This window comes from Muricoccus nepalensis (assembly GCF_006438825.1).
GTDB lineage: Bacteria > Pseudomonadota > Alphaproteobacteria > Acetobacterales > Acetobacteraceae > Roseomonas > Roseomonas nepalensis.
Window position 1 is genome coordinate 481,368 of sequence record NZ_RCZP01000001.1, and the last position, 25,518, is coordinate 506,885.

Consider the following 25,518-nt stretch of genomic DNA (forward strand, 5'->3'; position numbering starts at 1 on the left):
ATCCTCTGGCGCGGCGAGACGCGTGCCTTCGTCAACGGGGTGACGAACGCGTGTGCGGAGTGGAAGCCGCCCGCGCGTTTTGCTGGGAAGTTTGGAGGCATCACAGCGTGCCGATCCACTTGTGTGTCTCGAGGGTATTTCTGGGGGATCAGGGAATAGGCGCTTCGGTCCGGTGTCTAGACCCGGACGACCACGAAGCAGGGGAACCCGGCGATGATGACGACGCTCAACGATGGTCCTTTCGGACTCGGCAAGGGTCGGCTCGCGGCGGTAGGCAGGCTGGCGCTGGTCGCCTTGCCGCTCCTCATGGCTGCCGGTTCCACCCCGCATCCGTCGGGGGCCGAGGCCATGGCTCCCGTTCCGTCCCAGGGGCGCGACGCCGCCATGGCCCGGATGGATCCGCCATGGACCTGGGCCGAGAGGTACTATTTCACCAGCTAGTCAGGATGCTGGCCTTCTCAGCCGGTGGAGCTCCCTCCCGGCTACCCCGTGCATGGTGCCAAGACGTCCGGCTTGAACCGGCGGTGATGGGACGGCAGCCGCCCAAGAACATGGGTTCTCCGGCGGCTGTGTCGCCAGCCACCGCGGGAAGGCTGGCGGCGCTCAGGCCTTTCTCATCTGCCGGCGGACCTCGTCGGCCAGCGGGTGCAGGGCGGTCGCCGGCAGCGCGCCCACCAGGCTGTAGCCGTTCCCCTCGGACGACCAGGTGAAGGCACCGACCGCGCCGCGGGCGTGGTGGGCCATGGAGGTGTCCCGATCCACCGCCATGCCGCGCGTGAGCAGCACCAGCCGCGTGCCGTGATCGTTGTCGAACATGAACATCGCGGCCGGGCCCTGCGGGGTCGGGACCACGCGCCCGCCCATGAGCCGGTAGCCGGCGGCGGAGAGGTCGGGTGGCGTGACCGGCCGGCCGAGCCGCTCGGAGGCCCAGGCCACCAGCTCGGCCCGGCTGCTCGCGCGCAGCTCGACCGGCCGCTCGCGATCGGACGCGTAGACGGCGTAGCTGTCGGCCGCCTGCTGGGACAGCGCGGCGATGCCCTGGGTTGGTTCCTGCACGGCCGGCGCCGCCAGGCCGTGCAGGCCCCAGCCGCCGGCGCCCCCGAGGCCGAGCATCAGCAGGGCGGCCGCGGCCGCGCGCCAGCCGGCCAGGGCGGGGCGGCGCCGCGCCGCGACGAGGCGCCCGATCGCCATTCCGGGCGGCAGCGGCTCCTCGGCGACGGGCGCCAGCGCCTCCCGCAGGGCCGCGCGCTGGAGTCGGTAGCCCGCGACGCGGGCCGCGACCTCGGGATGCAGGGCGAGATAGGCCTCGACCTCGGCCTGCCGCGACGCGTCGAGGCGCCGGTCCACCAGCCCGTGCAGATCGTCCTCGGTGACCGGGCGCGTGCTCATTTGACCCTCCGAAGATGCGGGGTGCCGGCCGCTTCGGCGGCGGGCGCGCCCTCCATGGCCAGCCGCAGCCTCTCCCTCCCCCGGGACAGGCGCGACATCACCGTGCCGATGGGGATCTTCAGCGCCTCGGCCACCTCGGCGTAGGAAAGATCCTCGACCGACACGAGCAGGACGACGCTGCGCTGCTCCTCCGGCAGCGCCTGCAGCGCGCGCAGGAGGTCCCGGTGCTGCCATGCCTGCTCCTGGGCGGGCGTGCCGGCGCCGACGCCGTCGGCGGCCTCCAGCGGCAGGTGCGGGCCGCGTCGGCTGGACTGGCGCATCCGGTTGACGGCGAGGTTGTGCACGATGGCGAAGAGCCAGCTGCGCGCGCTGCCGTCGGCCCGGCGCTGGTGCCAGCGGCCCACGGCGCGCTCCAGCCCGTCCTGCACGAGGTCGTCGGCGGCGGCGCGGTCGCGCAGCAGGGCGCGGGCGTAGCGGCGGAGGGCGGGGATGAGCGGCTCGATGAGCTGCGCCATGTCGTTCATGGGGAGGCGGTCCCGGCCGGGGCGAGGGCCCGCCCGGCGGCGCCCGGACGGGCCCGCCGCATCAGGGCTGCTGCACCTGCACGGGGGCGCCCAGCCCGTCCGCGCCGCCCGGGGCGATGACGAGGTAGCGGCGCCCCGTCCGCCCGTCCTGCGGCGCCCCGCCCCCCAGCACCTGCCGGATCGGGCCCACGGTGTTGACGATGGCCGAGCCCGCGGGGTTGGTCGTGAAGGCGGCCAGCGGCTGCAGGGTGCCGCCTCCGTCGGCGTGCTCCGCCAGGGCCAGCGTGTAGGGCCGGCGCGGCGCGAGCCCCGTGACGGAGGCCTGCAGCACCTGGGTCAGCCCCTGGTCGAAGAGCGAGACGCTCGTCGGCATGCCCGCGCCGTCCGGCTCGCCGAGCGTGATGTGGGCGGTCTGCCCGGCCAGGCCCAGCGGCTGGAGGTTCGCCCTTCCGTCGCCCTCGGGCACCGCGCCCGGCACATAGGCCAGGGCCTGCGGCGCCTGCCCGACCGGCACGTTGCCGATGACCGCGTTCGTCGCCGTGTCGATGACCGCGAGCGCGTCCGCGTTCTCCAGCCCGACGTAGATCCGGCTGCCGTCGCCCGAGGGCCAGAGCCCGTGCGGCAGCTTGCCGACCGGGATGGTGGCGACCGGGGAGAAGTCGTCGGTCCGCAGCACCTTCACCTCGTTCAACCCGCCCACCGTGACGTAGGCGAAGGTGCCCCGCGGCGTGCGGGCAAAGTTGACGTGGTTGGTGATCGGGCCGGTGTCCATGGTGCGGATGATGTTGAAGGGCGGGCGGGCGTTGAACACCATGGTCCGGCCAACGTCCTTCAGCGTCATCCAGACCTGGGTGCCGTCCGGCGTCGCCGCGATGTTCGGGCAGAAGGGGCTCTCCTGCTTCACGCGGCCGACGATCTCGTGGCTGGCCGTCGCGACCACGACCGTCTCCGGGTTGAAGGAGGAGCAGACATAGCCGTAGGCCCCGTCCGGCGAGAAGATCGTCATTCCCGGGCCGGCGGGAACGCGGATGCGGGTCTTCTCCGCGTAGGTCGTCGCGTCGAGGACGGCGACGTAGTCCTCCCCGCGGACGGTGACCCAGACCTCGGAGCCATCCGGCGTGAAGAAGGCCTCGTGCGGGGAGCGGCCGACATAGGTCGTGTGCTTCACCGCGTTGGTGGCGGTGTCGACGAAGGTGACGGCGTTGCTGCCGATGGAGACCACGGCGAGGGTGCGGTGGTCGGGCGAGAAGCCCATGCCGTGCACGAGCACCTGCCCGCGGTAGAGCGGGCTGAAGTTGCCGGGCTGCGGGTCGCCGAGCCGGATCACGCCGAGCAGCGCGTTGCTCGCGGGATCGGTGACGGAGACGGTGTTGGAGAACTGCTCGGCCGCGTAGACGCGGTCCCGGTGGGAGACCGGCGTGTCGGGCGCGGAGGCGGCCGCCGGCGCCTGGCCGGCGAAGGCCGCGGGCGCGCCGAGGGCCGCGAGAAGGCTTCCGCCCAGGCAGGCGGTGGCGAGAAGGCGTGCGTTCATCGGGGCTGTCCTAGCGGTCGGAAGCGGGCGTGGCCTGGGTGGGTGCCGGGGCGGAGGGCGGGGGCGCCTCGCCGAGGGCGAGTTGCATGGCCGCGATCTCCTGCTGCTGCGTGACGATGATCTCCTGCGCCAGGCGGCGCAGCGTCTCGTTGCCGCCGTGGCGCAGGAGAGCCGTCGCCATGTCGATCGCGCCCTGGTGGTGAGGGGCCATCATCGCGACGAAGTCCCGGTCGATGTCGCCCGTGGGGCGGGCGGCCATGGCCTCCATCATCCTCGTCATGGCCGCCTCGTTCTCGGCCAGGAAGGCGGCCTCCCCGGCGGGGGCTGCCGCCGGCGGCCCGTGGTGGTGCCCCTCATGCGCCAGCACGGGGCTCGCGAGCAGGACCATGATCAGGGCGGCGGCAGCGCCCTTTCGCTTCAAGCATCCGGTCACGGCAGGTCCTTTGCACGGGTGTCGATGCGGGGGAGACGCTGGGGGCGGTGGTTTATTCCCGGGAGCCTGAAAGAAATTCCGCTCGATGACCGCCAGCCCGGGGAAGCGCCGGGGGTGGGAGCCGGTGGCCGGCGTGGCGGCGGGCACCGGCCGGGGGTTGGGTTACAAGAGGTCGAGGGGTCCCCGGTTGCGCCAGGCGGGCCTTGCCGCGGCGCCGCGGCATCCCGATCCCGCGGTCAAAGCTTGGGGAACTCCCGCGCCATGTGGTCGATGAGGGCGCGCACGGCGGGCGGCAGGCCGCGACGGGTCGTGAAGACGAGATGGACGATACCGGCCTTGCTCCGCCACTCCGGGAAGACGCGGACGAGCCTGCCGGCGGCCATCTGCGCGGCGCAGGCGTGGTCGGGCAGGAAGGCGACGCCCAGACCGTCCGCGGCGGCGTCGCCGAGAACGGCGTAGTCGCCGCAGGTCATGCGGGGCTCGTGGCGCAGCGCGTGGATCGTCCCGTCCTCGCGCTCGAGCGTCCAGGTGGCCTCGCCCGCCTCGTCGCTCGTGCCGAGGGTCGCGAGGGAGGCGAGGCCCGCGATATCGGTGCCGAGCTGGCTCGCGGTCTGCGGGCTGGCGACGAGGATCCAGCGCGAGTGGCCGAGCGAGCGCATGGTGAGGGAGGCATCGCTCGTCAGCTCGCGGCGGACGCGGAGGGCGAGGTCGACGCGCTCCTCGATCAGGTCCACCGCCCGGTCCGTCACGACGAGCTGGAGCTGGACCTTGGGGAAGCGGGCCAGGAAGCCGCGCGCGATGCCGGAGACCACCTTGACCAGGTTGGGCGGGCAGCTCATCCGGATGCGGCCGTGCGGCTCGGCCTGGGCCTCGGCGACGAGCGCTTCCGCCCGCTCGGCCTCCAGCATCATGGCGCGGCAGCGCTCGTAGAAGGTCTGCCCGACCTCGGTGACGCGGAAGCGGCGGCTGGAGCGCTCGATGAGGCGCACCCCGAGGCGGGTCTCCAGCGCCGCGACGCGGCGGCTGAGCTTCGACTTCGGCTCGCGGAGCGCCCGGCCGGCGGCCGCGAAGCCCCCGTGGAGGACGACCTCGGCGAAGATGACGTAGTCGTTGAGGTCGTGCCGCATCATCGTTCCTTGTGTGGGACGCTGCGTACCATAACTGCCGCCTGCAAGCAGCATCGTTGCCGGCGCATCTCCCTTGGCATCCGAGAGCAGGCCGTTGGGCCAAGGAGACGCGCGATGACCAACAGGTTCCAGGACAAGGTGGTGGTGGTGACCGGCGCCACGAGCGGCATCGGCCTCGCGACCGCCAAGGCCTTCTCGCAGGAGGGGGCGTCCGTCTTCATCACCGGGCGCCGCCAGGAGGCGCTGGACGCGGCGGTGAAGGCGATCGGCGGCCGCGTGACGGGCGTGTGCGGCGACATGGCGGAGCTGGCCGACATCGACCGCCTCTACGACGCGGTCCAGCGGAGGCACGCGCAGATCGACGTCCTCTTCGCGAACGCCGGCGGCGGCGGCTTCGCCCCGCTCGGCGCCATCACCGAGGAGCAGTTCGACGAGACCTTCGGCACCAACGTGAAGGGCACGCTCTTCACCGTCCAGAAGGCCCTTCCGCTCCTGAAGAATGGCGGCGCGGTGGTGCTGACGGGCTCGACCGCCGGGAGCGAGGGGACGCCGGCCTTCAGCGTCTACTCCGCCAGCAAGGCGGCGGTGCGCAACTTCGCCCGCACCTGGATCCTCGACCTGAAGGAGCGCCGCATCCGCGTCAACGTCGTCAGCCCGGGCGCGACGCGCACGCCGGGCCTCGTCGGCCTCGCGGGCGAGGATGCGGCGAAGCAGCAGGGCCTTCTCGATGTCCTGGGCGCGCGCATTCCGCTCGGGCGCGTCGGCGAGCCGGAGGAGATCGCGAGGGCGGTTCTCTTCCTTGCTTCGGACGAGGCCAGCTTCGTCAACGGCGTCGAGTTCTTCGTCGACGGCGGGCAGGCGCAGGCCTGACCGGCGGGGCGGATCATCGCCGGCTCGGTCGGCCGGTTCAGTAGGTGGGCGGGGTGATGGCGCTGACGATCTCGCTGACCCCTGGGTCGACGTTGCGGAAGCGGTGGGGCTGCTGGCTGTCGAAGTAGTAGGCGTCGCCCGCCCGCAGCACCGCCTGGCGCTCGCCCACCGTCACCTCCACCGCGCCGCGCGTGACGATGCCCGCCTCCTCCGCCCGGTGCGTCACGCTCGCCTCCGTCGCGGCGCCCGGCGCGTAGCGCTCGGCGAGCATCAGCATGCGGCGGTTAGGGTAGTCCATCCCGACGAGGCGGTAGGAGACCCGGTCGGGCCGGCCGATCTCCACCAGCTCGTCGGCGCGGTAGAAGGGGCGGCTCGGCTGCCCGCTCTCCAGTTCCGCGAAGAAGGAGGACAGGGTGGTGCCGAGGGCGCCCAGGATGGCGCCGAGCGTGTCCACGGAGGGGCTCATGCGCTCCCGCTCGATCAGCGGGATCGCCGAGTGCGACACGCCCGACCGCGCCGCGAGTTCCCGCAGGCCGAGGCCGCGCCGCGTCCGCAGGGCCTTCAGTTCCGTGCCGACCATTGCTATGGGGCGCCTCCTGCCAGGGACAGGCGTTGAGGATAATCGACAGCGCCGTGCCTGCCTACTTCCGGCCGGCGGGATGACGCGATGCCGTGGCGCGAGAGCTCGCTGGTGGACGGGATGGGGGTCGCAAGGAACCGAGGGAGTGCGGCTCCCGGCGACGGGTGTGGGCTGGCCGTGGGAGCGGACGGGCCCAGGCGGCCGGGCCGGCCGCCCTGCCCTAGCCTTCCGCGGGGAAGAAGGTCTCGAGGTCGTGCTCGTGCTTCACGAAGACCGACTTGATCACGACGTAGGAGAAGTACTTCTCGATCCCGATGCTGAGCGCCAGCATGTGCTCGATCCGCTCCTGGTAGTGGGCGATGGAGCGGGTCATGAACTTGAGCAGGTAGTCGTAGCCGCCGCTGACGAGGTGGCACTCCACCACCTCGCTCATGCCGCGCACGCTCGCCTCGAAGCGCTTGAAGTCGGCGCTGCGGTGGTCGGAGAGCGTGACCTCCGTGTAGATGGTCACGGTGTCGCCGAGGCGCTGCAGGTTGATGTGCGCGCCGTAGCCGGTGATGTAGCCCGCCTTCTCCAGCCGCTTCACGCGGGTGAGGCAGGGGCTGGGCGAGAGGCCGACCGCGTCCGCGAGGTCGACGTTGGTGGCGCGGCCGTGGCGCTGGAGGTGCGCGAGGATCCGAAGGTCGATCCGGTCGAGTTTCGGGACACCAGCCACCATGAAGTAACCATCCGGGCCGGGATGGCCGTGCGCGGGGCCGACGCTAGCTTGCCCGGGCGCCGGGTGACAAGGCGGGCCGGGCGAGGCCGTTGCCGGAGCGACGGGCGAGGCCGTTGCCGGGCATGCCGGGACGCGCCCTCCCCTAGTAGCCCCGGCTGCGGTTGACGAGGCCCAGCATCGGCTCGCCGCGGCGGTGGCGGCGGATGTTCTCGACGAGGGCCTCGCCGCCCGTGTCGGCGTGGGTCGTGCTCGCGACGTGCGGGGTGAGCCAGATGCGGGGGTGGGACCAGAAGGGATGGTCCGGCGGCGGCGGCTCGGGATCGGACACGTCGAGGATGGCCGCCGAGAGGTGGCCGGAGTCGAGCGCGGCGAGGAGGTCGGCCTCCACCAGGTGCCCGCCCCTCCCCGCGTTCACGAGGCCGGCCCCGCGGGGGAGCGCGGCGAGGCGCGCGGCGTCGAGCATGCCCCGCGTCTCCGCCGTCAGGGGCAGGAGGCAGACGAGGATGTCGAGGCCGGCGAGGAAGGCGGGAAGCTCCTCCGTCCCGGCGAAGCAGGTCGCGCCGGCGACCTCGCGCCGCCCGCGGCTCCAGGCGGAGACGGGGTAGCCGAAGCCCTGGAGGGCCTTCACGGCGGCCAGGCCGAGCACGCCGAGGCCGAGCACGCCCACGCGCCGCCGCTCCGCCCGCAGGCCCTTCGTCGCCGCCCAGACGCCGCGCCGCTGCTGATCGAGGAAGAGCGGGAACTCGCGGTGGAGCGCGAGGACGGAGAGGGTGACGTACTCCACCATCCCCGCGGTCAGCCCGGGCTCCACCATCCGCACCACCTGCACATGCGGCGGCAGGGCGCGGAGGTCGAACTGGTCCACGCCGGCGCCGACGGAGAACAGCACCTCGAGCGCCGGGAAGCGGGCGGCGAGGTCCTCCGGCGGCTGCCATGCGGCGAGGTAGCGGACGGCCGCGGGGTCGCCTGTCTCGGGCCAGAGGTGGAAGGGGAGGTCGGGCAGGGCCTCGGCGAAGAGGCGCTGCCAGGCGGCGCCGCGGAGCGGCTCGGACTTGTAGACGATGCTCATGCCGCCCCTACCCCAGCGCCTGGCTAACGAGGGCGAAGGAGAACCGGGTGCTGTCGCCGCGCGGCGGCGCGCCGCGGACCATCACCTCCCCGCCGCCCACCTGCGCCACGCCGAGCGCCTCGAGCCAGGGCGAGAGGCCGCTCGCCCCCGGCACGTCGATGCGGATGAACTGGCCGGGGCGCGAGCCGAGCCAGTGCGCGATCAGCGCCCGCGCGCCCGCCGCGTCCGGCGCCACCACGGGGCCGATGACTTGCCCGTGCCCGAAGCGGCGGATGAGCGAGAAGCCGATCGCCTCCCCGTCGCGGTCCAGGACCACGCCGTCGGCGACGGGGAGCAGGGCCCTCATCAGCGCGTCGCGCGGCACGCCGAGGGCCCGGGCGTCGAGGGCGGCGAGGGCGGGCGTGTCGCGGCGGCCGGCCGGGCGCAGCCGCTGGCCCGGCGGCAGCGCGACAAGGCCGGCCGAGAAGCTGCTGCCCCCGTGCTGGTGCACCCGGCCCGTGCCGGCGAAGCCGAGGCTGGCGTAGAGGGGGCGGCCGATATCGGTCGCGCAGAGGGTCACGCTCCGCTCGCCGAGGAAGGCGAGCACGCCCTCGGTCAGCGCGCGGCCGAGACCCCTGCCCTGCGCCGCGTCCGCCACCACCACGAAGCCGAGCGCCCCGGCCCTCGCGCCGTAGCGCCACGCCATCGCCGTCCCGGCCAGGCGGCCGTCGATCTCCGCGGCCAGGCCCTGGCCGAGGGCGAGGGCGAAGGCCCAGTCCTCGACCCGGTGCGGCCAGCGGAGCGCGGCGGTCAGCGCCTGCGCGGCCGGGAGATCCGCCTCCGCCAGCGGGCGGAGCCGCGCGGCCTCCCCCGGCGTTCGGGCTGTTCGCGTCGTCATGCCGGCCTCGTCCCCCTTCCCGTTCGCGGCGCAGGGTTGCAGGGGGCGGGCGGCACGAGGTTCCGAACTGGGGGCGGATTCGGCATCTTCGCCCGTATCGGTCGGGCCGCCGCCGGTTGTGCCGCGCGGCCGGCGCGAAACGGCATGATCTTCGCTACGCGCCCGCCGGCCGGTGCGATCGTGCCAGCCGCCGCCCTCTAGCATGGCCCCTCCCCGGCGGCGCCGGGCCGGATCGAAGGATGCCCCGATGACCCCCCTGCGGCCCAAGTTCATCACCTTCGACTGCTACGGCACGCTGACGAACTTCCAGATGGGCCCCCTGGCGCGGGAGCACTTCGCGGGCCGGGTGCCGGCGGAGCGGATGGAGGCCTTCCTCGGCGACTTCACCGCCTACCGGCTGGACGAGGTGCTCGGCGCCTGGAAGCCCTATGCCGAGGTTCTGGACAACGCGGTGCGCCGCGCGCTCGCCAAGCACGGGGTTCCCTACGAGGAGGCCGACGGCGCGCGCTTCTCCGACGCGGTGCCGGGCTGGGGGCCGCACCCGGACGTGGCCGAGCCGCTGGCGCGCGTGGCGAAGGAGTTCCCGCTCGTCATCCTGTCCAACGCCGCCAACCACCAGATCCACGCGAACGTGGCGAAGCTGGGGGCGCCCTTCCACGCCGTGTTCACGGCCGAGCAGGCGGGGGCCTACAAGCCGCGGATGCGGGCCTTCGAGTACATGCTGGGCGAGCTGGGCGCGCGGCCGGAGGAGCTGCTGCACGTCTCCTCCTCCTTCCGCTACGACCTGATGACGGCGCATGATCTCGGCATCCGCGACAAGGCCTGGGTCAACCGCGGGCACGAGCCGAGGGGGAACGCCTTCTATGGCTACCACGAGATCCCCGACATCGGCGGCCTGCCCGGCCTGCTCGGCCTCTGATCGCCCGCAACCGCACCGGAGCACCTGCCCATGTCGCCGCCCGTCGATCCCGTCACCAGCGACGCGAAGCTTCCGGCCGAGGTGGACGTGGCCATCATCGGCGGCGGCATCGCGGGGGTGACGGCCGCCTACTTCCTCGCCCGGGCCGGGCAGCGGGTGGCGGTCCTCGAGAAGGGCGTGATCGCCGGCGAGCAGTCGAGCCGCAACTGGGGCTGGTGCCGCGTGCAGAACCGCGACGAGCGCGAGATCCCCGTCATGCTCCGCAGCATGGAGCTGTGGGACAGCCTGCCGAAGGAGGCGGGGATCGACGTCGGCTTCCGCCGAACGGGGCTGGTCTACGCGACCCGCAGCGAGAGCGAGCTGGAGAGCTGGCGCCGCTGGGTGGAGATGGCGCGCGGCTACCAGTTCCACAGCCGCCTCCTCTCCGCCGAGGAGGCGCGGGGGATGGTGCCGGGGGCGGCGGATGGCTGGATCGGGGGCGTGCACTCCCCGCATGACGGCCGCGCCGAGCCGCGCAAGGCGGCGCCCGCCATCGCCGGCGCCGCGCGCAAGCTCGGCGCCACGATCCACCAGCGCTGCGCCGTGCGGGGCCTCGACATCGAGGGCGGGCGCGTCGCCGGCGTCATCACGGAGCACGGCCGCGTCCGCGCGGCGCAGGTGCTGGTGGCGGGCGGCGCCTGGTCGTCGATGCTGCTGCGGCGCCACGGGCTCGACCTGCCGCAGTCGAGCATCCGCTCGACCGTCTTCCTCACGGAGCCGGCGCCGGAGATCACGCCGGGCGGCCTCTACACGCCGGACATCACGATCGGCCGGCGCGAGGACGGCGGCTACATCGTGGCCGCGAACAACCGCGGCCAGATCGAGATCACGCCGCAGGGGATGCGCTACGCCCGCAAGTTCTGGCCGACGCTGGTCGCGCGCCGCAAGATGGTGAAGTTCGGGATCGGGGAATCCTTCTTCCGCGGGCCGCAGGCCTTTCCCCGCCGCTGGCGCATGGACCGGCCGACGGTGTTCGAGCAGGAGGACATGCGCGTGCTGGATCCCGCGCCGAAGGCGGGGGTCGCCGAGCCCGCGCTGAAGCAGCTCGCCGCCTCCTACCCCGCGCTGGCGGGGGTCAAGATGGGCAAGATCTGGGGCGGCTGGATCGATTCCACGCCGGACGCGGTGCCCGTGATCTCCCCCGTCAGCGCGCTGCCGGGCCTATACCTCTCGACGGGCTACAGCGGCCACGGCTTCGGCATCGGGCCGGGCGCCGGGCAGCTCGCGGCCGAGATCATCCTCGGCGGGCGGACGGGGGTCGACCCCTCCCCCTTCCGCTACGAGCGCCTGGTGGACGGGTCGCGCATCCAGAAGCCCGGGATGATGTGACGATGCGGATGGTGCCCTACTGGCTCGACACCGCCACGCCCTTCGCGGGCGCGGAGACGGGGCCGGTGGAGGGCGAGGTCGACGTGGCGGTGGTCGGCGGCGGCCTGACGGGACTGTCGGCCGCCCTCGCCCTGGCGCGCGGGGGGGCGAGCGTCGCCGTGCTGGAGGGGGGCAAGGTCGTCGGGCAGGCCTCCGGCCGGAACGGCGGGCACGTGAACAACGGCACCGCGCACAACTTCGCCGCCCTGGCCGCGAGCCTCGGCCTGGACCACGCCCGCCGGCTCTACCACGCCTTCGACGACGCCGTGGACACGGTGGAGCGGATCGCGCGGGAGGAGGGGATCGACTGCGACTTCCGGCGCTCGGGCAAGATCAAGCTTGCGGCCAAGCCCGCGCATTACGACGCCCTCGCGCGCGGCTTCGAGCTGCTGCAGCGGGAGGCCGACCCGGAGGCGCGGCTGGTCCCGCGCGAGGCGCTGCGCCAGGAGATCGGCTCGGGTGCCTTCTTCGGCGGCGTCCTGTTCCCGAAGAGCGCGCAGATGCATGTCGGCCGCTTCGGGGCGGGCCTGGCCGAGGCCGCGCGGCGGCGCGGCGCCCGGATTTTCGAGGACACGCCGGTGACGGCGCTGCGGCGGGAGGCGGGCGGGCACCGCGTCGCGACCGCGCGGGGGACGCTGCGGGCGCGGCAGGTGCTGCTGGCCACGGGCGCGAGCGCGCTGGGGCCGATGTACTTCCGCCGCCGCCTCGTGCCGCTCGGCTCCTTCGTCGTCGTCACGGAGCCGCTGGGGGCGGAGCGGATCGCGGCCATCATGCCGACGGGGCGCACGGCGACCACGACGCGGATCATCGGCCACTACTTCCGCACTACGCCGGACGGGCGGCTCGTCTGGGGCGGGCGGGCGCGCTTCGCGCTCCCCTCCCTCGCCTCCGACGCGAAGAGCGGGCGCGTGCTGGAGCGGGGGCTGCACGACGTCTTCCCGCAGCTCGGCCCCGTGCGGGTCGACTACTGCTGGGGCGGCACGATCGACGCCACGCAGGACCGGCTGCCGCGCGCCGGCGAGCGGGACGGCCTCTTCTACGCCACCGGCTACAGCGGGCACGGCGTGCAGATGTCGGTGCACATGGGGCAGGCCATGGCGGCGGTGATGGGCGGGCGGGCGGAGGCCAATCCCTTCCGCGACCTGGAATGGAAGCCCGTGCCCGGCCATTTCGGGCCGCCCTGGTTCATGCCGGCGGTCGGCCTCTACTACCGCGTCAAGGACCGCTTCGCCTGACGCGCCGGGACGTGGGGAGCGGGCCGTGGGCGGCGGATTTCGTCGTTGCGCGGCCCCGGAAACGGCAGGACGCTGCGGCCTTGGGCGCCGCCGGATCCCGCCGGGGCCGCCACGAGGGCGCAAGGCAACCGTGCATCCGGCGCCGCCAGGGCGACCGGGGCCGCAGAAAGGGGACTTCGCAGCCATGGACGAGATCCGTCGCACTCTCCCACGCCCCGCGCTGCCACGGCGCGGGCTCCTCGGCCTCGGCGCCGGCGCCGCGGCGGGGCTGCTGCCCGCCGGCGCGCGGGCCCAGGCGCGCCGCCCGGTGCCGCCGCCGCCGGCCGCCCGCAAGGGCCAGGTGGTGGTCGGGATCTCGCAGGAGCCGACCGTCTTCAACCCCCTGATGCCCGGCATCGAGGTGGACGAGACGGTCTGGATGAACGTGTTCGGCACCCTCTGGTACCCGACGCCCGAGGGCGAGCTGGTGGCGGACCTCGCGCGCGAGGTGCCCTCCGTCGCCAACGGCGGCATCTCCGAGGACGGGCTGGCCTGGACCGTGACGCTGCGGGAGGGCGTGGTGTGGCACGACGGCGCGCCCTTCACCGCCGAGGACGTGCGCTACTCGCTCGAGCTGATCAACAACCCCTCCTTCCGCGCCCGCACGCGGGTGGGCCACAGCCTCGTGCGCGAGATCGTGGTGAAGGGGCCGCACGAGATCGCCTGGCGCATGGAGAAGGCCTTCGCGCCCTATCTCGCGCTGATGGCCAACACCTACATCGTGCCCAAGCACGTCCTAGGCGCCGCGGCCGACCCGAACAGCGCGCCCTTCAACAGCAGCCCCGTCGGCACCGGGCCCTTCCGCTGGGACCGCCGCGTGCCGGGCGACCACATCCAGCTCGTCGCGAACGACAAGTACCACGGCGCCGGCCCCTATCTCGAGCGCGCGATCCTGAAATACGTGCCGGACCAGACGGCGCTCTACGCGCAGTTCCGCACGGGGTCGGTGGACGCGATCATCGGCACGGGCATCCCCGCCAACTTCTTCGCCGAGGCGCAGCGGCTGCCCGGGCGGCGCGTGGCGACCTCGCCCAACGCGTCGCTCGAGGTGCTGATGCCGAACCTCGAGCACCCGGCGCTCGCCGACAAGGCGGTGCGCAAGGCGCTCTACGCGGGGATGAACAAGAAGGGCATCATCGACGTCATCTTCTACGGCATGCACAAGCCGACGGAGTCCTTCGCGCCGCAGGAATCCTGGGCCTACAACCCGGGCCTTCCCGCCCACCGCTACGACCTGGCCGAGGCGAACCGGATCCTCGACGGGGCGGGCTGGGCGCGGGGCAGCGGGGGCGTGCGGCAGAAGAACGGCGTACCGCTGGAGTTCGCGGTCTCCACCACCACGGGCGCCGCGCTGCGCGAGCAGGTGCAGCAGCTGCTGATGCAGGACTGGGGCAAGATCGGCGTCTCGATGAAGATCAACAACATGCCGGCGGCGGTGATCTGGGGCGACTTCTACGTGCGCTCGAAGTTCCAGATGCTGATGGTCGGCACCGCCTTTCGCACGGGCATCGACCCCGACCCCGCGACGCGCTTCGCCTCCGACGCCATCCCCGTGCGCGGCGGGTCGGGCGGCAACTACATGCAGTGGGTGAGCCCCGAGGCGGACCGGCTGCTGGCGGAGGGGCAGAGCAGCTTCGACCAGGAGCGGCGCAAGGCCATCTACTTCCGCCTGCAGGAGATCGCGCGGGAGGAGCTGCCGATCCTGCCGATCTACCAGTACGCGACGGCCGAGGGCACGAAGGACACGCTGATCGGCTTCCGCCCGAACGTGAACGCGCGGCAGAACACCTGGAACATGCGGGAGTGGTACTGGGCGAGCTGAGGGCGCGCCCTCAGGCCGGGGCGGGCTCGGGCTGCAGCACGGCGTCCCCGTGCCGCAGCGATCCCGCCCCCTCCACCTCGCAGTAGAGGCCGAGGTCGCGGCCGAAGCGGTGGAGGAGGGCGCGGAACACCTCGCGGTCCTCGGGCAGCCCCGGCTGGGCCAGCGTCGTGAAGGCGCAACGGGCGCAGGGGATGGTGCCGCGCAGGGTGACGCCGCCGATCCGGAAGCGCCGGCCGCGCAGCGCGTATTCGGGGATGCCGTCCAGCTCCTCCGGCGTGTCGACGAGGATGTTCGGGCGGAAGCGGCGCGCGTCGATCACGCTGTCCGGCAGGATCGTCTGGAGGGTGCGGAGCGCGCTGGTCGTCAGCAGGTGGATGGGCGCGCGGTTGTAGCGGGGCCGCGGCCCCTCCCCGGCGTAGCGGCGGACCCGCGCGGGGAAGCCGAGGAAGGCCGAGAGGGCGGCGGCTTGGCGGGGCCCGGCGGGGTCGCCCCAGATGCTTCCGTCCGTGCTGACCTCCAGCGCGCCGTCGGCGCGGAGGCGGGAGAGGGCGCGCGGCAGGGCCGCCCAGCGGCGGTCGCGGCCGGGATAGGCGATCTCGCCGCTCTCGGCGTGGAAGACGCCGTGGGTGCGGTCGCCCTCGATGCCGGCGGCGGTGAGCGCCGCGCGCTCCAGACGTTCCCCGCCGAGCGAGCTGATGGGGAAGCGCCAGAGCGCGGCGACGCGCCCGAACGGGACCTCGCTCACGCGGCGCCGATCGCCGACGCGAGCGCGAGGTCGTCGCGGATGCAGGCCTTGAAGTGGCCGGGCGCCACCTCGCGCAGCGCGGGGGGCTCGGCGGCGCAGGCCGGGAGCGCGTAGCGGCAGCGCGTGCGGAAGCGGCAGCCGGACGGCGGGTCGAGCGGGCTCGGCACGTCGCCCGCGAGGACGATCCGCTCCCGCTTCACCGTCGGGTCCGGGATGGGCACGGCGGAGAGCAGCGCCTCGGTGTAGGGGTGGCGGGGCGTCGCGAAGAGGGCGCGGGTGGGCGCGACCTCCACGAGGCGGCCGAGATACATCACGGCGATGCGGTCCGAGATGTAGCCGACGACGGCGAGGTCGTGCGAGATGAAGAGGATGGTGAGGCCCAGCCGCTCCTTCAGCTCCAGCATGAGGTTCACGACCTGCGCCTGCACGGAGACGTCGAGCGCCGAGACCGGCTCGTCGGCGATGAGGAGCTCCGGCCGCAGGATGAGCGCGCGCGCGATGCCCAGGCGCTGGCGCTGGCCGCCCGAGAACTCGTGCGGGTAGCGCGCGGCGTGGGAGGGCAGCAGCCCGACGAGGGAGAGCGCCTCCTCCACCCGGCGCCGGCGCTCCGCCGCCGGCGTCGCGGGCTCGTGGATGTCGAGGGGGGCGCCGACGATCTCCTCCACGGTCATCTTCGGGTTCAGCGAGGCATAGGGGTCCTGGAAGACGAGCTGCATGCGCCGGCGGAAGGGGCGCAGCGCGTCGCGGCCGAGGGCGGTGATGTCCGCGCCGCCGAAGCGGATGCTGCCGCCGTCCGGCCGCATGAGGCGCAGCACAGTGCGGCCCACGGTGCTCTTGCCGGAGCCGGACTCGCCGACGAGGCTCAGCACCTCGCCGCGGCGGATGTCGAAGGAGACGCCGTCCACGGCGCGGACCCTCGCCCGCGGGCGGAAGGGGCCGGGGCGCGGGCCGGCGAACCACTTGCGGAGGTCCCGCACCTCCAGCAGGGCGGGGTCGGCGGCTAGCCCGTCCATCAGATCGTTCCCGCGGCCAGTTCGGGCCAGCGCACGCACCGCACGAGGTGCTCCGGCGCTGCGTGCTCGAGGGGGGGCATGGCGGCGTCGCACCGGCCGGGCTCGAAATGGCCGCAGCGGGGCGCGAAGCTGCAGCCGGGGGGCGGCGCCAGCGGGTCGGGCACGCTGCCGGGGATCGCGGCGAGGCGTTCCCGCCCGAGCCCCGCCAGGTCCAGGCGCGGGACCGAGCGCAGGAGGCCGCGGGTGTAGGGCATCAGCGGCGCGCCGAAGAGCGGGCGGACCGGCGCCTGCTCCACCACGCGGCCGGCGTACATCACCATCACCCGGTCCGCGATCTCGGCCACGACGCCGAGGTTGTGGGTGATGAAGATGACGGCCATGCGCGTCCGCTCCTGCAGGCGGCGCAGGAGGTCCAGGATCTGGGCCTGGATGGTCACGTCGAGCGCCGTCGTGGGCTCGTCCGCGATGAGGAGCTGCGGCTCGCAGGAGAGGGCGATGGCGATCATCACGCGCTGGCGCATGCCGCCGGAGAGCTCGTGCGGGTAGCTCGAGAGGCGGCGGCGCGGGTCGGGGATGCCGACGAGCTCGAGCAGGCCCGCGGCCTTGTCCAGCGCGGCGCGGCGGCCCAGGCCCTCGTGGAAGCGGACGGCCTCGGCGATCTGGTCGCCGATCCGGTGCACGGGGTTGAGCGAGGTCATGGGTTCCTGGAAGACCATGGCGGCGTCGCGCCCGCGCACGTCCCGCATCTCGGCCTCGGGCAGCGTCACGAGGTCGCGCACGCGCCCGTCCTGCCCGCGCAGCAGCACCTGGCCGGTGATGCGGCAGAAGGGCGCGCGGGGGGTGAGGCGGAGGATGCCGAGGCTGGTGACGCTCTTGCCGGAGCCGGATTCCCCGACCAGGGCCAGGGTTTCGCCCCGGCGGAGGGTGAAGGACACGTCGCGGACGGCGGGAAGCTCGCCGATGCCCGTGCGGAAGCCGATGGAGAGGTCGCGCACGGCGAGGACCTCGTCCTCGGCCAGGGCGGCCGGCGCCGTGCTGGGGGCCCGGTCGCGCTCCATCGTCGCCTCGAGCATCACCGCCCCCCCGAGCGCGGGTCGAGCGCGTCGCGCAGGCCGTCGCCGATGACGTTGAAGCTCGTGACCGCGAGGGTGATGGCGGCGCCGGGGAAAATCGCGAGCCAGGGGGCGCTGGTGAGGTAGCTCTGCGCGTTGTCGAGCATGTTGCCCCAGCTCGGCGTCGGCGGCTGGATGCCGTAGCCGAGGAAGGAGATGTAGGATTCCGCGAGGATGGCGTGGGCGACGTTCAGCGTGGCCGCCACGACGATGGGGGCGATGGCGTTGGGCAGGAGCTCGCGCAGCATCACCCGCGCGTCGCTCGCGCCCAGCGCCTCGGCCGCGACCGCGAAGTCGCGCGCCTTCAGGGCGCGGATCTGCGCCTCCACGATGCGCGCCACCTCCATCCAGGAGGTGATGGCGATGAGCACGATGATGGAGCCCACCGCCGGCCCGACGAGGGAGGAGACGGCGAGGAGGAGGAAGATGCTGGGGAAGCAGAGCATGGCGTCCACGAAGCGCATCAGCACCGTGCCGAGCCAGCCGCCGTAGTAGCCGGCGACGAGGCCGACGGTGATGCCGATCAGCATGCTGATCACCATGGCGGCGAAGCCGACGGAGAGGGAGATGCGCCCGGCCATGAGGATGCGCGCCAGGATGTCCCGCCCCAGCGGGTCCGTGCCGAGGAGGTGGACCCCCGAGAAGGGCGGCGCGAAGCGCTGCATGATGTCGATCTCGGTGTCGGTGAAGGGCAGCAGGAGCGGCCCGATCGCGCAGGCCAGCGCCAGCAGGGCGATCACCGCGGCGCCGAAGACGGCGAGGCGGTGGCGCATGAAGCGCTGCAGCGGCCCGTCCCGCCGGCGCGCCGGGCGCGGGCGGGCTTCCTCGACGACCGCCGATCCCAGCGGTGCCCCGCTCGCGCCGCTCATGCCCCGTGCGCCCCCAGGCGCGGGTCCGCGACGTGGTAGAGCAGGTCCGCGAGCAGGCTTCCCAGCAGCACCAGCACCGCCGTGAACATCAGGATGCCCATCACCACCGGGTAATCCCGGTAGGAGATGGAATCGAGGAAGAGGCGCCCCATGCCGGGCCAGGTGAAGACCGTCTCCGTGACGAGCGCGCCGCTGAGCAGGCTGGGCAGGTGCAGGCCGGTGATGGTGATCATCGGCAGGAGCGCGTTGCGCACGGCGTGGTGGATCAGGATCCGCCGCTCCGGGATGCCCTTGGAGCGGGCGGTGCGGATGTAGTCCTGGTGGATCACGTCGAGCATGGAGGAGCGCATGTAGCGGCTCCAGACCGCGGTGCTGACGAGGGCGAGCACGATGCAGGGGCCGACGAGGTGGTGGAGCTGGTCGAGGAAGGATTCGTCCCCGATCGTGTAGCGGTTGCCCGCGGGCAGCCAGCCGAGCCCCACCGAGAAGACGTAGATCACCACCAGCCCGAACCAGAAGGTGGGGATGGAGAGGGCGACCATGGCGCCGATCGTCGCCAGCGCGTCGAAGAGGGAGTAGCGGCGGATGGCGCCGAGGATGCCGACCCAGGCGCCGATGGCCATGGCGAGGAGGGTGGAGGTCAGCATCAGCTCCATCGTCGCGCCGACATGGGAGCCGATGACGGAGAGGACCGGCTGCTGGTCGCGGAAGGAGAGGCCCCAGTCGCCGCTCAGCATGCGCCAGAGCCAGTCGAGGTACTGCACCGGCAGCGGGCGGTTCAGGCCGAGCTGCTCGGCCAGCCGGTCCAGGTCCTCCTGCGTCATGTCGCCGCCGGCCGCGAACTGCGAGAGCGGCCCGCCCGGCGCGAGGTGCAGGATGGCGAAGCCGATCATGGAGACGATCAGGAGGAGCCCCGCGGCCTGCAGCAGCCGCCTGCCGACATAGCCCCCCACGGTCTCAGGCCCCGCGCCGGCGGGCGGCGTTCCCGCCGCGGGGCGGGAGGGCGGCTGCCGGTGGGTGGCGCACGGGATGGCTCGGGTCGCTCATGCCCATCTCCTCTGTCGCCGCGGCGGGTGCCGGGCCGCGGGGACGGGCCAACGGTTCATTATACTGAATAGGGGGTCAAGGAGGATTTCCGCCTCGCCGGTCCGTGACATCGCCGCTTCCGGCGCGAGAGTCCGCTGACTGACCAGGAACGGGGCAGGGTTGTGCGCGGCCTGGGCAGGCGGCTTTTCCATTGCGAAGATACAGCATAATGAACGGCGGGCGGGTGTGCGGCGCCCCGGTGGAGGATCTCTCGGCATGACCCTGGCGAAGCCGGCCCGGTCCGCGCAGGACGGCGCGAAGCAGGTGGGCGCCCGCCTGCGCCGCCTCCGGGCCGAGCACGGGCTGACCATCCTCGAGCTGGCGGCCAAGGCCGGCCTTTCCGCCGGGCTGATCAGCCAGATCGAGCGCGGCCATTCCAACCCGTCGATGCGGACGATCCAGCGGCTGCGGGCCGCGCTCGGCGTCAACATCTGGGAGTTCTTCGGCCAGGCCGCCGCGGCGAACGAGGGCGAGCCGGGTTTCGTCCGCCGGCGCGAGCAGCGCGCCCGCCTGGTGGTCGGCGGCAGCCGGCTAGTCAAGGAGCTCCTCTCCCCGCAGGGCGACAGCCCGCTCCGCTTCATGCTGATCACCCTGCCGCCGGGCGGGGCCAGCGAGGATGTGCTGGTCGGCCGCGGGGAGAAGGGCGGCTACGTCCTCTCGGGGCGCGTCGAGCTGACGGTGGACGGGCGCCGCGCGGCGCTGGCCGAGGGCGACAGCTTCCAGTTCGGGAGCCACCTGCCCCACCAGCTCGCCAACCCCTCCGCCGAGGAGGAGGCGCTCGTGTTCTGGATCATGAGCGTGCCGCCGGGCCATTTCTGACGGGCGGCGCCCCATAACCCCCGGCTATGGGGTTGCGACGGATTAGGGGATGGCCGGGCGGCGCGCGCGCTCCATACTCCGGCGCATCGGGAACGGGGTAGCGGGCATGGGCTTTCGCGTCGGCGTCGACATCGGCGGCACCTTCATCGACTTCTGCCTCTGGAACGAGGAGACGGCGGAGCTGCACAGCCTGAAGGTGCTGACCACGCCCGCGACGCCCGGCGCCGAGCTCCTGCGCGGCCTCGAGATCCTGGAGGAGCGGCACGGCGCCGCGCCGGCGCGGATCACGGGCTTCGTGCACGGCACGACGGTCGGTATCAACACCGTGATCCAGCGCAAGGGCGCGCGGCTGGCGATGCTGGCGACGGCGGGCTTCGAGGACGTGGTGGAGCTGGCCCGGCTGCGGATGCCGGAGGCCTACAGCCTCTTCTCCCGGCGCGGCGCGCCGCTCGTCTCGCGCGACTGCGTCTTCGGCGTGGGCGGCCGCCTGCTGTCCGACGGATCCGAGGAGGCGCCGCTGGACGAGGCGGGCGTGCGGCGGGCGGCGCGGGCCGCCCGGGCGAAGGGCGTGGAGGGAATCGTGGTCTCCCTCCTCAACGCCTACCGCAACCCCGCCCACGAGGAGCGGGCGGCCGAGATCCTGCGGCGGGAGGCGCCGGAGCTCTTCGTCTTCCGCTCCACCGAGGTCTGGCCGGTGATCCGGGAGTACGAGCGCACCACCACCGCCCTCATCAACGGCTACGTCCATCCCAAGGTGCGGGACTACCTCGACAACCTCATCGGCGGGCTGCGGTCGCGCGGCGTGCCGGCGGAGCCGCTGATCACGAAGTCGAACGGCGGCGTGATGTCGGCGGCGCTGGGGCGGCGGAACTGCGTGAGCATGGTGCTGTCCGGCACCGCCTCGGGCGTCATCGGCGCCGCCTTCCTGGCGCGGCAGGCGCGGCAGGACCGGGTGATCACGCTCGACATCGGCGGCACGAGCGCGGACGTGGCGCTGATCGTCGACGGCCGGCCGCAGTTCGGCCTCGGCGAGAAGATCGGCGACCTGCCGCTCTACATCCCCTCGGTCTCCGTCACCTCCATCGGCGACGGCGGCGGCTCCATCGCCTGGGTGGACGAATTCGGCGTGCTGAAGGTGGGGCCGGAGAGCGCCGGCTCCGATCCCGGGCCGGCCTGCTACGGGCGCGGCGGCACGCGGCCGACCATCACCGACGCCTTCACGGTCTGCGGCTTCCTCGGCCAGCACGAGCTCGCCTATGGCGCCCTCCGCCCCGATCCCGTGCTGGCCGAGGCGGCCATCGCGACGGTGGCCGGCCCCATGGGCCTCTCGACCGAGGCGGCGGCGGAGGCGATCATCCGCGTCGCCATCTCCGGCATGTTCGTGGAGGTGAACAAGCTCGTCGCCCGCTCCGGCGTGGACCCGCGGGACTTCGCGCTGCTGCCCTTCGGCGGCGCCGGGCCGATGCTCGGCTGCTTCCTGGCGCGGGAGCTGGGCGTGCGCCGCGTCATGGTGCCCGCGCGGCCGGGGGTTGTCAGCGCGCTGGGCGGGCTCGTCGCGGACATCCGCAACGACTTCATCCGCACCCTCTTCGCGACGGCCGAGCCGGCGCAGGGGCCGGCGATCATGCGGGAGGCGGCGGCGCTGGAGCGGCAGGGGCTGGCCTGGCTGCGCGAGGAGCAGCGCTTCGACGGGCCGGCCGCGGCGTCCTGGTTCGCCGACATGCGCTACCGCGGCCAGTCCTTCGAGATCGAGGTGGCGCTGCCCGAGGTGGCGCTGCGCGCCGGCGACACGGCCGCGCTGGCCGAGGCCTTCCACGCGGCGCACGAGGGAATCTACGACTTCGCGGACCGCGACAGCCCCGTGCAGATCGTCAACCTGCGGCTGGTGATGGCCGGCACCCCGCCGCGCCCCGCCCTGCGGCCGCCGCCGCGGGGCGAGGGCGCGGTGGTGGCGGAGCGCGTGCTGCGCGTCTTCTTCGACGAGGCCTGGCACGAGGTGCCGCTGTACCGGCGCGCCGCCCTGGGCGCGGGGCAGCGCTTCGCCGGTCCCTGCGTGGTGGCGCAGGACGACACCACCGCCTGCATCCCCCCGGGCTTCGACGCGGAGGTGGACGCGATGGGCAACATCATTCTGGAGGCATCCCTCCCGGAAGCGGCGGGGTAGCGCGCCATGGCGATCGACAAGGTCACGCTGCAGATCCTGGCCAACCACTGCCGCGCGGCGGCGGAGAACATGGCCTACACGCTGTACCGCACCGCGCATTCCACCTTCGTGAAGGAGACGGAGGACTTCACGATCCAGCTGCTGGACGTGGCGGGGCACACGGTGGGCGTGCCGATGGACCTCGGCGCCACCTGGTATCCCGGCCTGCACTACGGCAAGGCCATCGCGATGATCCCGGAGTACCGGCCGGGGGACATCGCCTTCACCAACGATCCCTATTCGGGCTTCCTCTCGACCCATGTGCCGGACCTACACCTGTGGAAGCCGATCTTCCACGAGGGGCGGCTCGTCTGCTTCGCCGCGGGCCACATCCACAACACCGACATGGGCGGCGCCGTGCCCGCGAGCCTGTCGCGCGCGCTCACCGAGGTCCACCAGGAGGGCATTCGCTTCAAGCCCTCGCTCCTCTACCGGGACGGCGTGCTGAACCGGGAGCTGCTGGACGTGATGATGCTGAACGTCCGCAAGCCCGAGCAGAACATGGGGGACCTGAAGGCCTTCGTGGGCGCGCTGAACACCGGCGAGCGCAAGGTGCGCGAGATGATCGCCCGCTTCGGCGCGGACACGCTGATGCAGGGCATGTCCGACCTGATGGACTACGCCGAGCACCAGGCGCGGGAGATCCTGCGCTCGATCCCCGACGGCGAGTACTTCTTCGCCGACTTCGCCGACGAGGACGGGCCGGAGGGGCATCCCGCGCGGCTCGCCGTCACGCTCCGCCTGCGCGGCGACGAGGCGGTGCTCGACTTCACGGGCAGCGACCCGCAGCTCACCTCCTCGCTCAACGTGCCGACGGGCGGGAACCCGCGCCACACGCTGATGCTGGTCGGCGTGTACTACGTGCTCTTCTCCCTCAACCCGAACCTCGTGCTGAACTACGGCCTCACGCGGCCCTTCACCTGCATCCTGCCGGAGGGCACGGTCGTGAACCCCTCCTCCCCGGCGGCGGTGGGGATGCGCTCCCTCACCTGCGCGCGGCTTCGCAGCCTCGTCTTCGGCGTCTTCGGCCTGGCCATGCCCGAGCGCATGCCGGCGGCCCCCGCGGGCTCCTCCTCCATCGTCAACGTGATGACGCATGACGACCGCACGGGGGAGGCGATGATCGCGGCCATCAACCCGGTGGTGGGCGGCGGCGGCGGGATGCCGCACGGGGACGGGACGGACGGCTCGGGGGCGGACGCGGCCTACCTCAAGAACACGCCGATCGAGATCACGGAGGCGGAGGTGCCCATCCGCTTCCGCCACTACGGGCTGGCCCCCGGCTCCGGCGGGGCGGGGCGCTGGCGCGGGGGGCTGGCGACGCGCATGGACTTCGAGGCCCTCACGCCGAACACGCGCGTCACCGCGCGCAACCGCGACCGCTGCCGCTTCCGGGCCTGGGGCATCCTCGGCGGCGGGCCCGGCGCGCCGTCCCGCATGGTGCTCAACCCCGGGCGGCCGGGGGAGCGCGTGCTGAACAACGTGGACACCTTCGCGCTCGACCCCGGCGACGTCGTCTCCATCACCTCGCCCGGCGGCGGGGGACGGGGCGATCCCTTCGCGCGCGAGCCGGAGCGGGTGCTGCGGGACGTGGTGCGCGGCTATCTCACGCCCGAGGCGGCGGAGGCCGATTACGGCGTGGTGGTCCGCGGGGAGGGGGTGGACGAGGCCGCCACACGGGCCCGGCGCGCCGCGCGCCTCGGCGGGGCCCCTCCCCCGCATTTCCGCTTCGGGCCGGAGCGCGAGGCCTTCGAGCGGGTCTGGGACCGGGATGCCTACGACGCGCTGACGGGGATCCTCGCGGGCCTGCCGATCCACTGGCGCCACTTCGTGAAGCGGCGGCTCATGGAGGCCGTCACGGCGGAGGGCGGGGGCGGGGCCGCGGTGCGGGCCGCCTGGGAAGCTCTTCTCGGGACGCTGCCGCCGTTGCGGGCGCTGCGTCGCTCCCGGAAGCTGGCGGCGGAGTAGCACCCCGACGCCCATGGCCCGCCGGGCCCAAGAACAACGCCGGAGCGGCTTTCAGACCTCGTTCAGGAAGGTGAAGAGAGCATGCGTCACGATCCCCTGACCCTCCCCGCCCCGCTCCGGCGCCGCGGCCTGCTGGGCCTGTCGGCGGCCGGCCTGGCCCTGCCCGCGGTGCCGCGCGCGCAGCCGGCCTGGCCCACCCAGCCCCTTCGCCTCGTCGTGCCCTACGGCGCGGGCGGCAGCACGGACATCGTGATGCGCCTGATGGCGCCGCGCATGAGCGAGTTCCTGGGCAAGCCCATCGTCGTCGAGAACCGGCCCGGCGGCGGCAGCACGGTGGGCACCGACTTCGTCGCCAAGTCCACGGACGGGCACAGCTTCGTGCACGCGACCCTCGCCTCCACCGGGGTGGCGAAGACGCTCTACCCGAACCTGCCCTACGATCCCGTGCGGGACCTGGCCCCGATCGCCCCCAGCGTCTTCGTGCCCCTCGTGCTCGCGGTCACCACCGCCGGTTGGAACGTCCGCACGGCGGCGGAGCTGATCGCGGCGCTGCGCGCCAACCCGGGCCGGTACCAGTACGGCTCCAACGGCGTCGGGGCCACGGGGCACCTGGCGAACGCGAACTTCGCGACGCGGATCGGCGCGCGGGTGGAGCACGTGCCCTATCGCGCGGGCACGCAGACCATCAACGCGCTCATCACGGGCGAGGTCCAGTTCGTGCAGGACGTCTACGGGCTCCTCGTGCCCTATCACCAGTCCGGCCAGGCGCGCTGCCTCTTCGTCACGGCCGAGGAGCGCTCCCCGCTGCTGCCGGACGTGCCCACCATGGCCGAGGCCGGGGTGCCGCCCTACAAGGCCTATTCCTGGTTCGGCTTCTTCGGCCCCTCCTCCACCCCGCGCCCGGTGGTGGCGCGTATGGCGGCCGCGGTGGACCACGCGATGGCGGACCCGGTCGTCGACCGCCGGATGGAGGAGATGGGCACCCCCGTCATGCGCGGCTGGTCGCCCGACCGCTTCGCCGCCTACGTCGCCCGGGAGGTGGCGGACTGGGGCCCGCTCGTCCGCGCCTCGGGCGCGCGGGCGGAGTAGGCGCGCCGCGTTGCCGCCGGGAGGCCGGGCGGGGGCGATGCTGGCGCCGGGCCGGTTGCCGCGGCGGGCCGCTC

24 protein-coding genes are annotated in these 25,518 nt (G+C 73.5%); 10 read left to right on the top strand and 14 right to left on the bottom strand.

The window, feature by feature from the left end; all coding sequences use genetic code 11:
* The first annotated feature begins 213 nt into the window (after positions 1-213).
* On the top strand, positions 214-441 hold the full coding sequence (locus EAH89_RS02130) for a hypothetical protein (protein WP_140881097.1): 228 nt from the start codon (positions 214-216) through the stop codon (positions 439-441).
* A gap of 162 nt (positions 442-603) precedes the next feature.
* On the opposite strand, the gene EAH89_RS02135 is transcribed toward EAH89_RS02130, so the two are convergent.
* The 5 genes from EAH89_RS02135 to EAH89_RS02155 all read right to left on the bottom strand — a co-directional run bounded on the left by EAH89_RS02135 (position 604) and on the right by EAH89_RS02155 (position 5,004).
* Entirely contained in the window at positions 604-1,389 is a 786-nt protein-coding gene (locus EAH89_RS02135) for an anti-sigma factor family protein (RefSeq protein ID WP_140881098.1), read from the bottom strand.
* Positions 1,386-1,913, bottom strand: a complete 528-nt coding sequence (locus tag EAH89_RS02140; protein ID WP_140881099.1) for an RNA polymerase sigma factor — start codon at positions 1,911-1,913, stop codon at positions 1,386-1,388. Before EAH89_RS02140 ends, EAH89_RS02135 begins: the two co-directional genes overlap by 4 nt.
* Before the next feature lie 61 nt (positions 1,914-1,974).
* Entirely contained in the window at positions 1,975-3,444 is a 1,470-nt protein-coding gene (locus tag EAH89_RS02145) for a YncE family protein (protein ID WP_140881100.1), read from the bottom strand.
* 10 nt (positions 3,445-3,454) lie between these two features.
* On the bottom strand, positions 3,455-3,877 hold the full coding sequence (locus EAH89_RS02150) for a DUF305 domain-containing protein (protein WP_241666801.1): 423 nt from the start codon (positions 3,875-3,877) through the stop codon (positions 3,455-3,457).
* 236 nt (positions 3,878-4,113) lie between these two features.
* The gene (locus EAH89_RS02155; RefSeq protein ID WP_206667425.1) at positions 4,114-5,004 is read right to left on the bottom strand and encodes a LysR substrate-binding domain-containing protein; all 891 of its coding nucleotides are present in this window, start codon (positions 5,002-5,004) and stop codon (positions 4,114-4,116) included.
* A 114-nt stretch (positions 5,005-5,118) separates the two neighbouring features.
* Between EAH89_RS02155 and EAH89_RS02160 the strand changes: the two genes are divergently transcribed.
* A complete protein-coding gene (locus tag EAH89_RS02160; protein ID WP_140881102.1) occupies positions 5,119-5,874 on the top strand; it encodes an SDR family NAD(P)-dependent oxidoreductase in 756 nt (251 codons plus the stop codon).
* Positions 5,875-5,911: 37 nt separating this feature from the next.
* Here EAH89_RS02160 and EAH89_RS02165 read toward each other — a convergent pair whose 3' ends face one another.
* From EAH89_RS02165 to EAH89_RS02180, 4 genes are all read right to left on the bottom strand, one after another.
* Positions 5,912-6,454 (bottom strand): cupin domain-containing protein, encoded by a 543-nt coding sequence (locus EAH89_RS02165; protein ID WP_241666802.1) that lies wholly within the window; start codon positions 6,452-6,454, stop codon positions 5,912-5,914.
* Between the two features lie 220 nt (positions 6,455-6,674).
* Positions 6,675-7,172, bottom strand: a complete 498-nt coding sequence (locus tag EAH89_RS02170) for an Lrp/AsnC family transcriptional regulator (protein WP_140881104.1) — start codon at positions 7,170-7,172, stop codon at positions 6,675-6,677.
* A 142-nt stretch (positions 7,173-7,314) separates the two neighbouring features.
* Positions 7,315-8,241, bottom strand: coding sequence for a 2-hydroxyacid dehydrogenase (locus EAH89_RS02175; RefSeq protein WP_140881105.1), 927 nt, complete (start codon positions 8,239-8,241; stop codon positions 7,315-7,317).
* A 7-nt stretch (positions 8,242-8,248) separates the two neighbouring features.
* Positions 8,249-9,118 carry a GNAT family N-acetyltransferase gene (locus EAH89_RS02180; protein WP_140881106.1) on the bottom strand — a complete coding sequence of 290 codons (870 nt, stop codon included), beginning with the start codon at positions 9,116-9,118 and terminating at the stop codon, positions 8,249-8,251.
* 247 nt (positions 9,119-9,365) lie between these two features.
* On the opposite strand from EAH89_RS02180, the gene EAH89_RS02185 reads away from it, so the two are divergent.
* From EAH89_RS02185 to EAH89_RS02200, 4 genes are all read left to right on the top strand, one after another.
* Entirely contained in the window at positions 9,366-10,037 is a 672-nt protein-coding gene (locus EAH89_RS02185) for a haloacid dehalogenase type II (protein ID WP_140881107.1), read from the top strand.
* Positions 10,038-10,067: 30 nt separating this feature from the next.
* A complete protein-coding gene (locus EAH89_RS02190) occupies positions 10,068-11,405 on the top strand; it encodes an NAD(P)/FAD-dependent oxidoreductase (RefSeq protein WP_140881108.1) in 1,338 nt (445 codons plus the stop codon).
* Positions 11,406-11,407: 2 nt separating this feature from the next.
* Entirely contained in the window at positions 11,408-12,679 is a 1,272-nt protein-coding gene (locus EAH89_RS02195) for an NAD(P)/FAD-dependent oxidoreductase (protein WP_140881109.1), read from the top strand.
* Positions 12,680-12,863: 184 nt separating this feature from the next.
* Positions 12,864-14,540 (top strand): peptide ABC transporter substrate-binding protein, encoded by a 1,677-nt coding sequence (locus EAH89_RS02200; RefSeq protein WP_140881110.1) that lies wholly within the window; start codon positions 12,864-12,866, stop codon positions 14,538-14,540.
* A gap of 10 nt (positions 14,541-14,550) precedes the next feature.
* Here the strand turns inward: EAH89_RS02200 and EAH89_RS02205 are convergent, their stop codons facing one another.
* From EAH89_RS02205 to EAH89_RS02225, 5 genes are read right to left on the bottom strand one after another with little or no spacing between them, the layout of a single operon-like run.
* Positions 14,551-15,285 (bottom strand): MOSC domain-containing protein, encoded by a 735-nt coding sequence (locus EAH89_RS02205; RefSeq protein WP_161993452.1) that lies wholly within the window; start codon positions 15,283-15,285, stop codon positions 14,551-14,553.
* A complete protein-coding gene (locus tag EAH89_RS02210) occupies positions 15,282-16,298 on the bottom strand; it encodes an ABC transporter ATP-binding protein (protein ID WP_140881111.1) in 1,017 nt (338 codons plus the stop codon). The genes EAH89_RS02205 and EAH89_RS02210 overlap by 4 nt, the downstream gene beginning before the upstream one ends.
* Entirely contained in the window at positions 16,298-17,371 is a 1,074-nt protein-coding gene (locus tag EAH89_RS02215) for an ABC transporter ATP-binding protein (protein WP_241666803.1), read from the bottom strand. The genes EAH89_RS02210 and EAH89_RS02215 overlap by 1 nt, the downstream gene beginning before the upstream one ends.
* Positions 17,371-18,279, bottom strand: a complete 909-nt coding sequence (locus tag EAH89_RS02220; protein ID WP_140881112.1) for an ABC transporter permease — start codon at positions 18,277-18,279, stop codon at positions 17,371-17,373. Before EAH89_RS02220 ends, EAH89_RS02215 begins: the two co-directional genes overlap by 1 nt.
* The gene (locus EAH89_RS02225) at positions 18,276-19,232 is read right to left on the bottom strand and encodes an ABC transporter permease (protein WP_140881113.1); all 957 of its coding nucleotides are present in this window, start codon (positions 19,230-19,232) and stop codon (positions 18,276-18,278) included. Before EAH89_RS02225 ends, EAH89_RS02220 begins: the two co-directional genes overlap by 4 nt.
* A gap of 349 nt (positions 19,233-19,581) precedes the next feature.
* Between EAH89_RS02225 and EAH89_RS02230 the strand changes: the two genes are divergently transcribed.
* The 4 genes from EAH89_RS02230 to EAH89_RS02245 all read left to right on the top strand — a co-directional run bounded on the left by EAH89_RS02230 (position 19,582) and on the right by EAH89_RS02245 (position 25,444).
* On the top strand, positions 19,582-20,184 hold the full coding sequence (locus tag EAH89_RS02230) for a cupin domain-containing protein (RefSeq protein ID WP_140881114.1): 603 nt from the start codon (positions 19,582-19,584) through the stop codon (positions 20,182-20,184).
* Positions 20,185-20,233: 49 nt separating this feature from the next.
* Positions 20,234-22,348 (top strand): hydantoinase/oxoprolinase family protein, encoded by a 2,115-nt coding sequence (locus EAH89_RS02235; RefSeq protein WP_241666804.1) that lies wholly within the window; start codon positions 20,234-20,236, stop codon positions 22,346-22,348.
* A 6-nt stretch (positions 22,349-22,354) separates the two neighbouring features.
* A complete protein-coding gene (locus EAH89_RS02240; RefSeq protein ID WP_140881115.1) occupies positions 22,355-24,355 on the top strand; it encodes a hydantoinase B/oxoprolinase family protein in 2,001 nt (666 codons plus the stop codon).
* 81 nt (positions 24,356-24,436) lie between these two features.
* Positions 24,437-25,444: a Bug family tripartite tricarboxylate transporter substrate binding protein gene (locus EAH89_RS02245; RefSeq protein WP_140881116.1), complete on the top strand. Its 1,008-nt coding sequence runs from the start codon at positions 24,437-24,439 to the stop codon at positions 25,442-25,444.
* Positions 25,445-25,518 lie beyond the last annotated feature (74 nt).

What these genes read in the sequence shown, in the direction of transcription:
- EAH89_RS02180 (WP_140881106.1), bottom strand. Translation starts at nt 9,118, where the DNA reads ATGACGACGCGAACAGCCCGAACGCCGGGGGAGGCCGCGCGGCTCCGC.
- EAH89_RS02185 (WP_140881107.1), top strand. Translation starts at nt 9,366, where the DNA reads ATGACCCCCCTGCGGCCCAAGTTCATCACCTTCGACTGCTACGGCACG.
- EAH89_RS02240 (WP_140881115.1), top strand. Translation starts at nt 22,355, where the DNA reads ATGGCGATCGACAAGGTCACGCTGCAGATCCTGGCCAACCACTGCCGC.
- EAH89_RS02235 (WP_241666804.1), top strand. Translation starts at nt 20,234, where the DNA reads ATGGCCGGGCGGCGCGCGCGCTCCATACTCCGGCGCATCGGGAACGGG.
- EAH89_RS02220 (WP_140881112.1), bottom strand. Translation starts at nt 18,279, where the DNA reads ATGAGCGGCGCGAGCGGGGCACCGCTGGGATCGGCGGTCGTCGAGGAA.
- EAH89_RS02215 (WP_241666803.1), bottom strand. Translation starts at nt 17,371, where the DNA reads ATGCTCGAGGCGACGATGGAGCGCGACCGGGCCCCCAGCACGGCGCCG.
- EAH89_RS02200 (WP_140881110.1), top strand. Translation starts at nt 12,864, where the DNA reads ATGGACGAGATCCGTCGCACTCTCCCACGCCCCGCGCTGCCACGGCGC.
- EAH89_RS02170 (WP_140881104.1), bottom strand. Translation starts at nt 7,172, where the DNA reads ATGGTGGCTGGTGTCCCGAAACTCGACCGGATCGACCTTCGGATCCTC.
- EAH89_RS02230 (WP_140881114.1), top strand. Translation starts at nt 19,582, where the DNA reads ATGACCCTGGCGAAGCCGGCCCGGTCCGCGCAGGACGGCGCGAAGCAG.
- EAH89_RS02190 (WP_140881108.1), top strand. Translation starts at nt 10,068, where the DNA reads ATGTCGCCGCCCGTCGATCCCGTCACCAGCGACGCGAAGCTTCCGGCC.
- EAH89_RS02130 (WP_140881097.1), top strand. Translation starts at nt 214, where the DNA reads ATGATGACGACGCTCAACGATGGTCCTTTCGGACTCGGCAAGGGTCGG.
- EAH89_RS02140 (WP_140881099.1), bottom strand. Translation starts at nt 1,913, where the DNA reads ATGAACGACATGGCGCAGCTCATCGAGCCGCTCATCCCCGCCCTCCGC.
- EAH89_RS02245 (WP_140881116.1), top strand. Translation starts at nt 24,437, where the DNA reads ATGCGTCACGATCCCCTGACCCTCCCCGCCCCGCTCCGGCGCCGCGGC.
- EAH89_RS02210 (WP_140881111.1), bottom strand. Translation starts at nt 16,298, where the DNA reads ATGGACGGGCTAGCCGCCGACCCCGCCCTGCTGGAGGTGCGGGACCTC.
- EAH89_RS02165 (WP_241666802.1), bottom strand. Translation starts at nt 6,454, where the DNA reads ATGGTCGGCACGGAACTGAAGGCCCTGCGGACGCGGCGCGGCCTCGGC.
- EAH89_RS02160 (WP_140881102.1), top strand. Translation starts at nt 5,119, where the DNA reads ATGACCAACAGGTTCCAGGACAAGGTGGTGGTGGTGACCGGCGCCACG.
- EAH89_RS02145 (WP_140881100.1), bottom strand. Translation starts at nt 3,444, where the DNA reads ATGAACGCACGCCTTCTCGCCACCGCCTGCCTGGGCGGAAGCCTTCTC.
- EAH89_RS02195 (WP_140881109.1), top strand. Translation starts at nt 11,408, where the DNA reads ATGCGGATGGTGCCCTACTGGCTCGACACCGCCACGCCCTTCGCGGGC.
- EAH89_RS02155 (WP_206667425.1), bottom strand. Translation starts at nt 5,004, where the DNA reads ATGCGGCACGACCTCAACGACTACGTCATCTTCGCCGAGGTCGTCCTC.
- EAH89_RS02135 (WP_140881098.1), bottom strand. Translation starts at nt 1,389, where the DNA reads ATGAGCACGCGCCCGGTCACCGAGGACGATCTGCACGGGCTGGTGGAC.
- EAH89_RS02175 (WP_140881105.1), bottom strand. Translation starts at nt 8,241, where the DNA reads ATGAGCATCGTCTACAAGTCCGAGCCGCTCCGCGGCGCCGCCTGGCAG.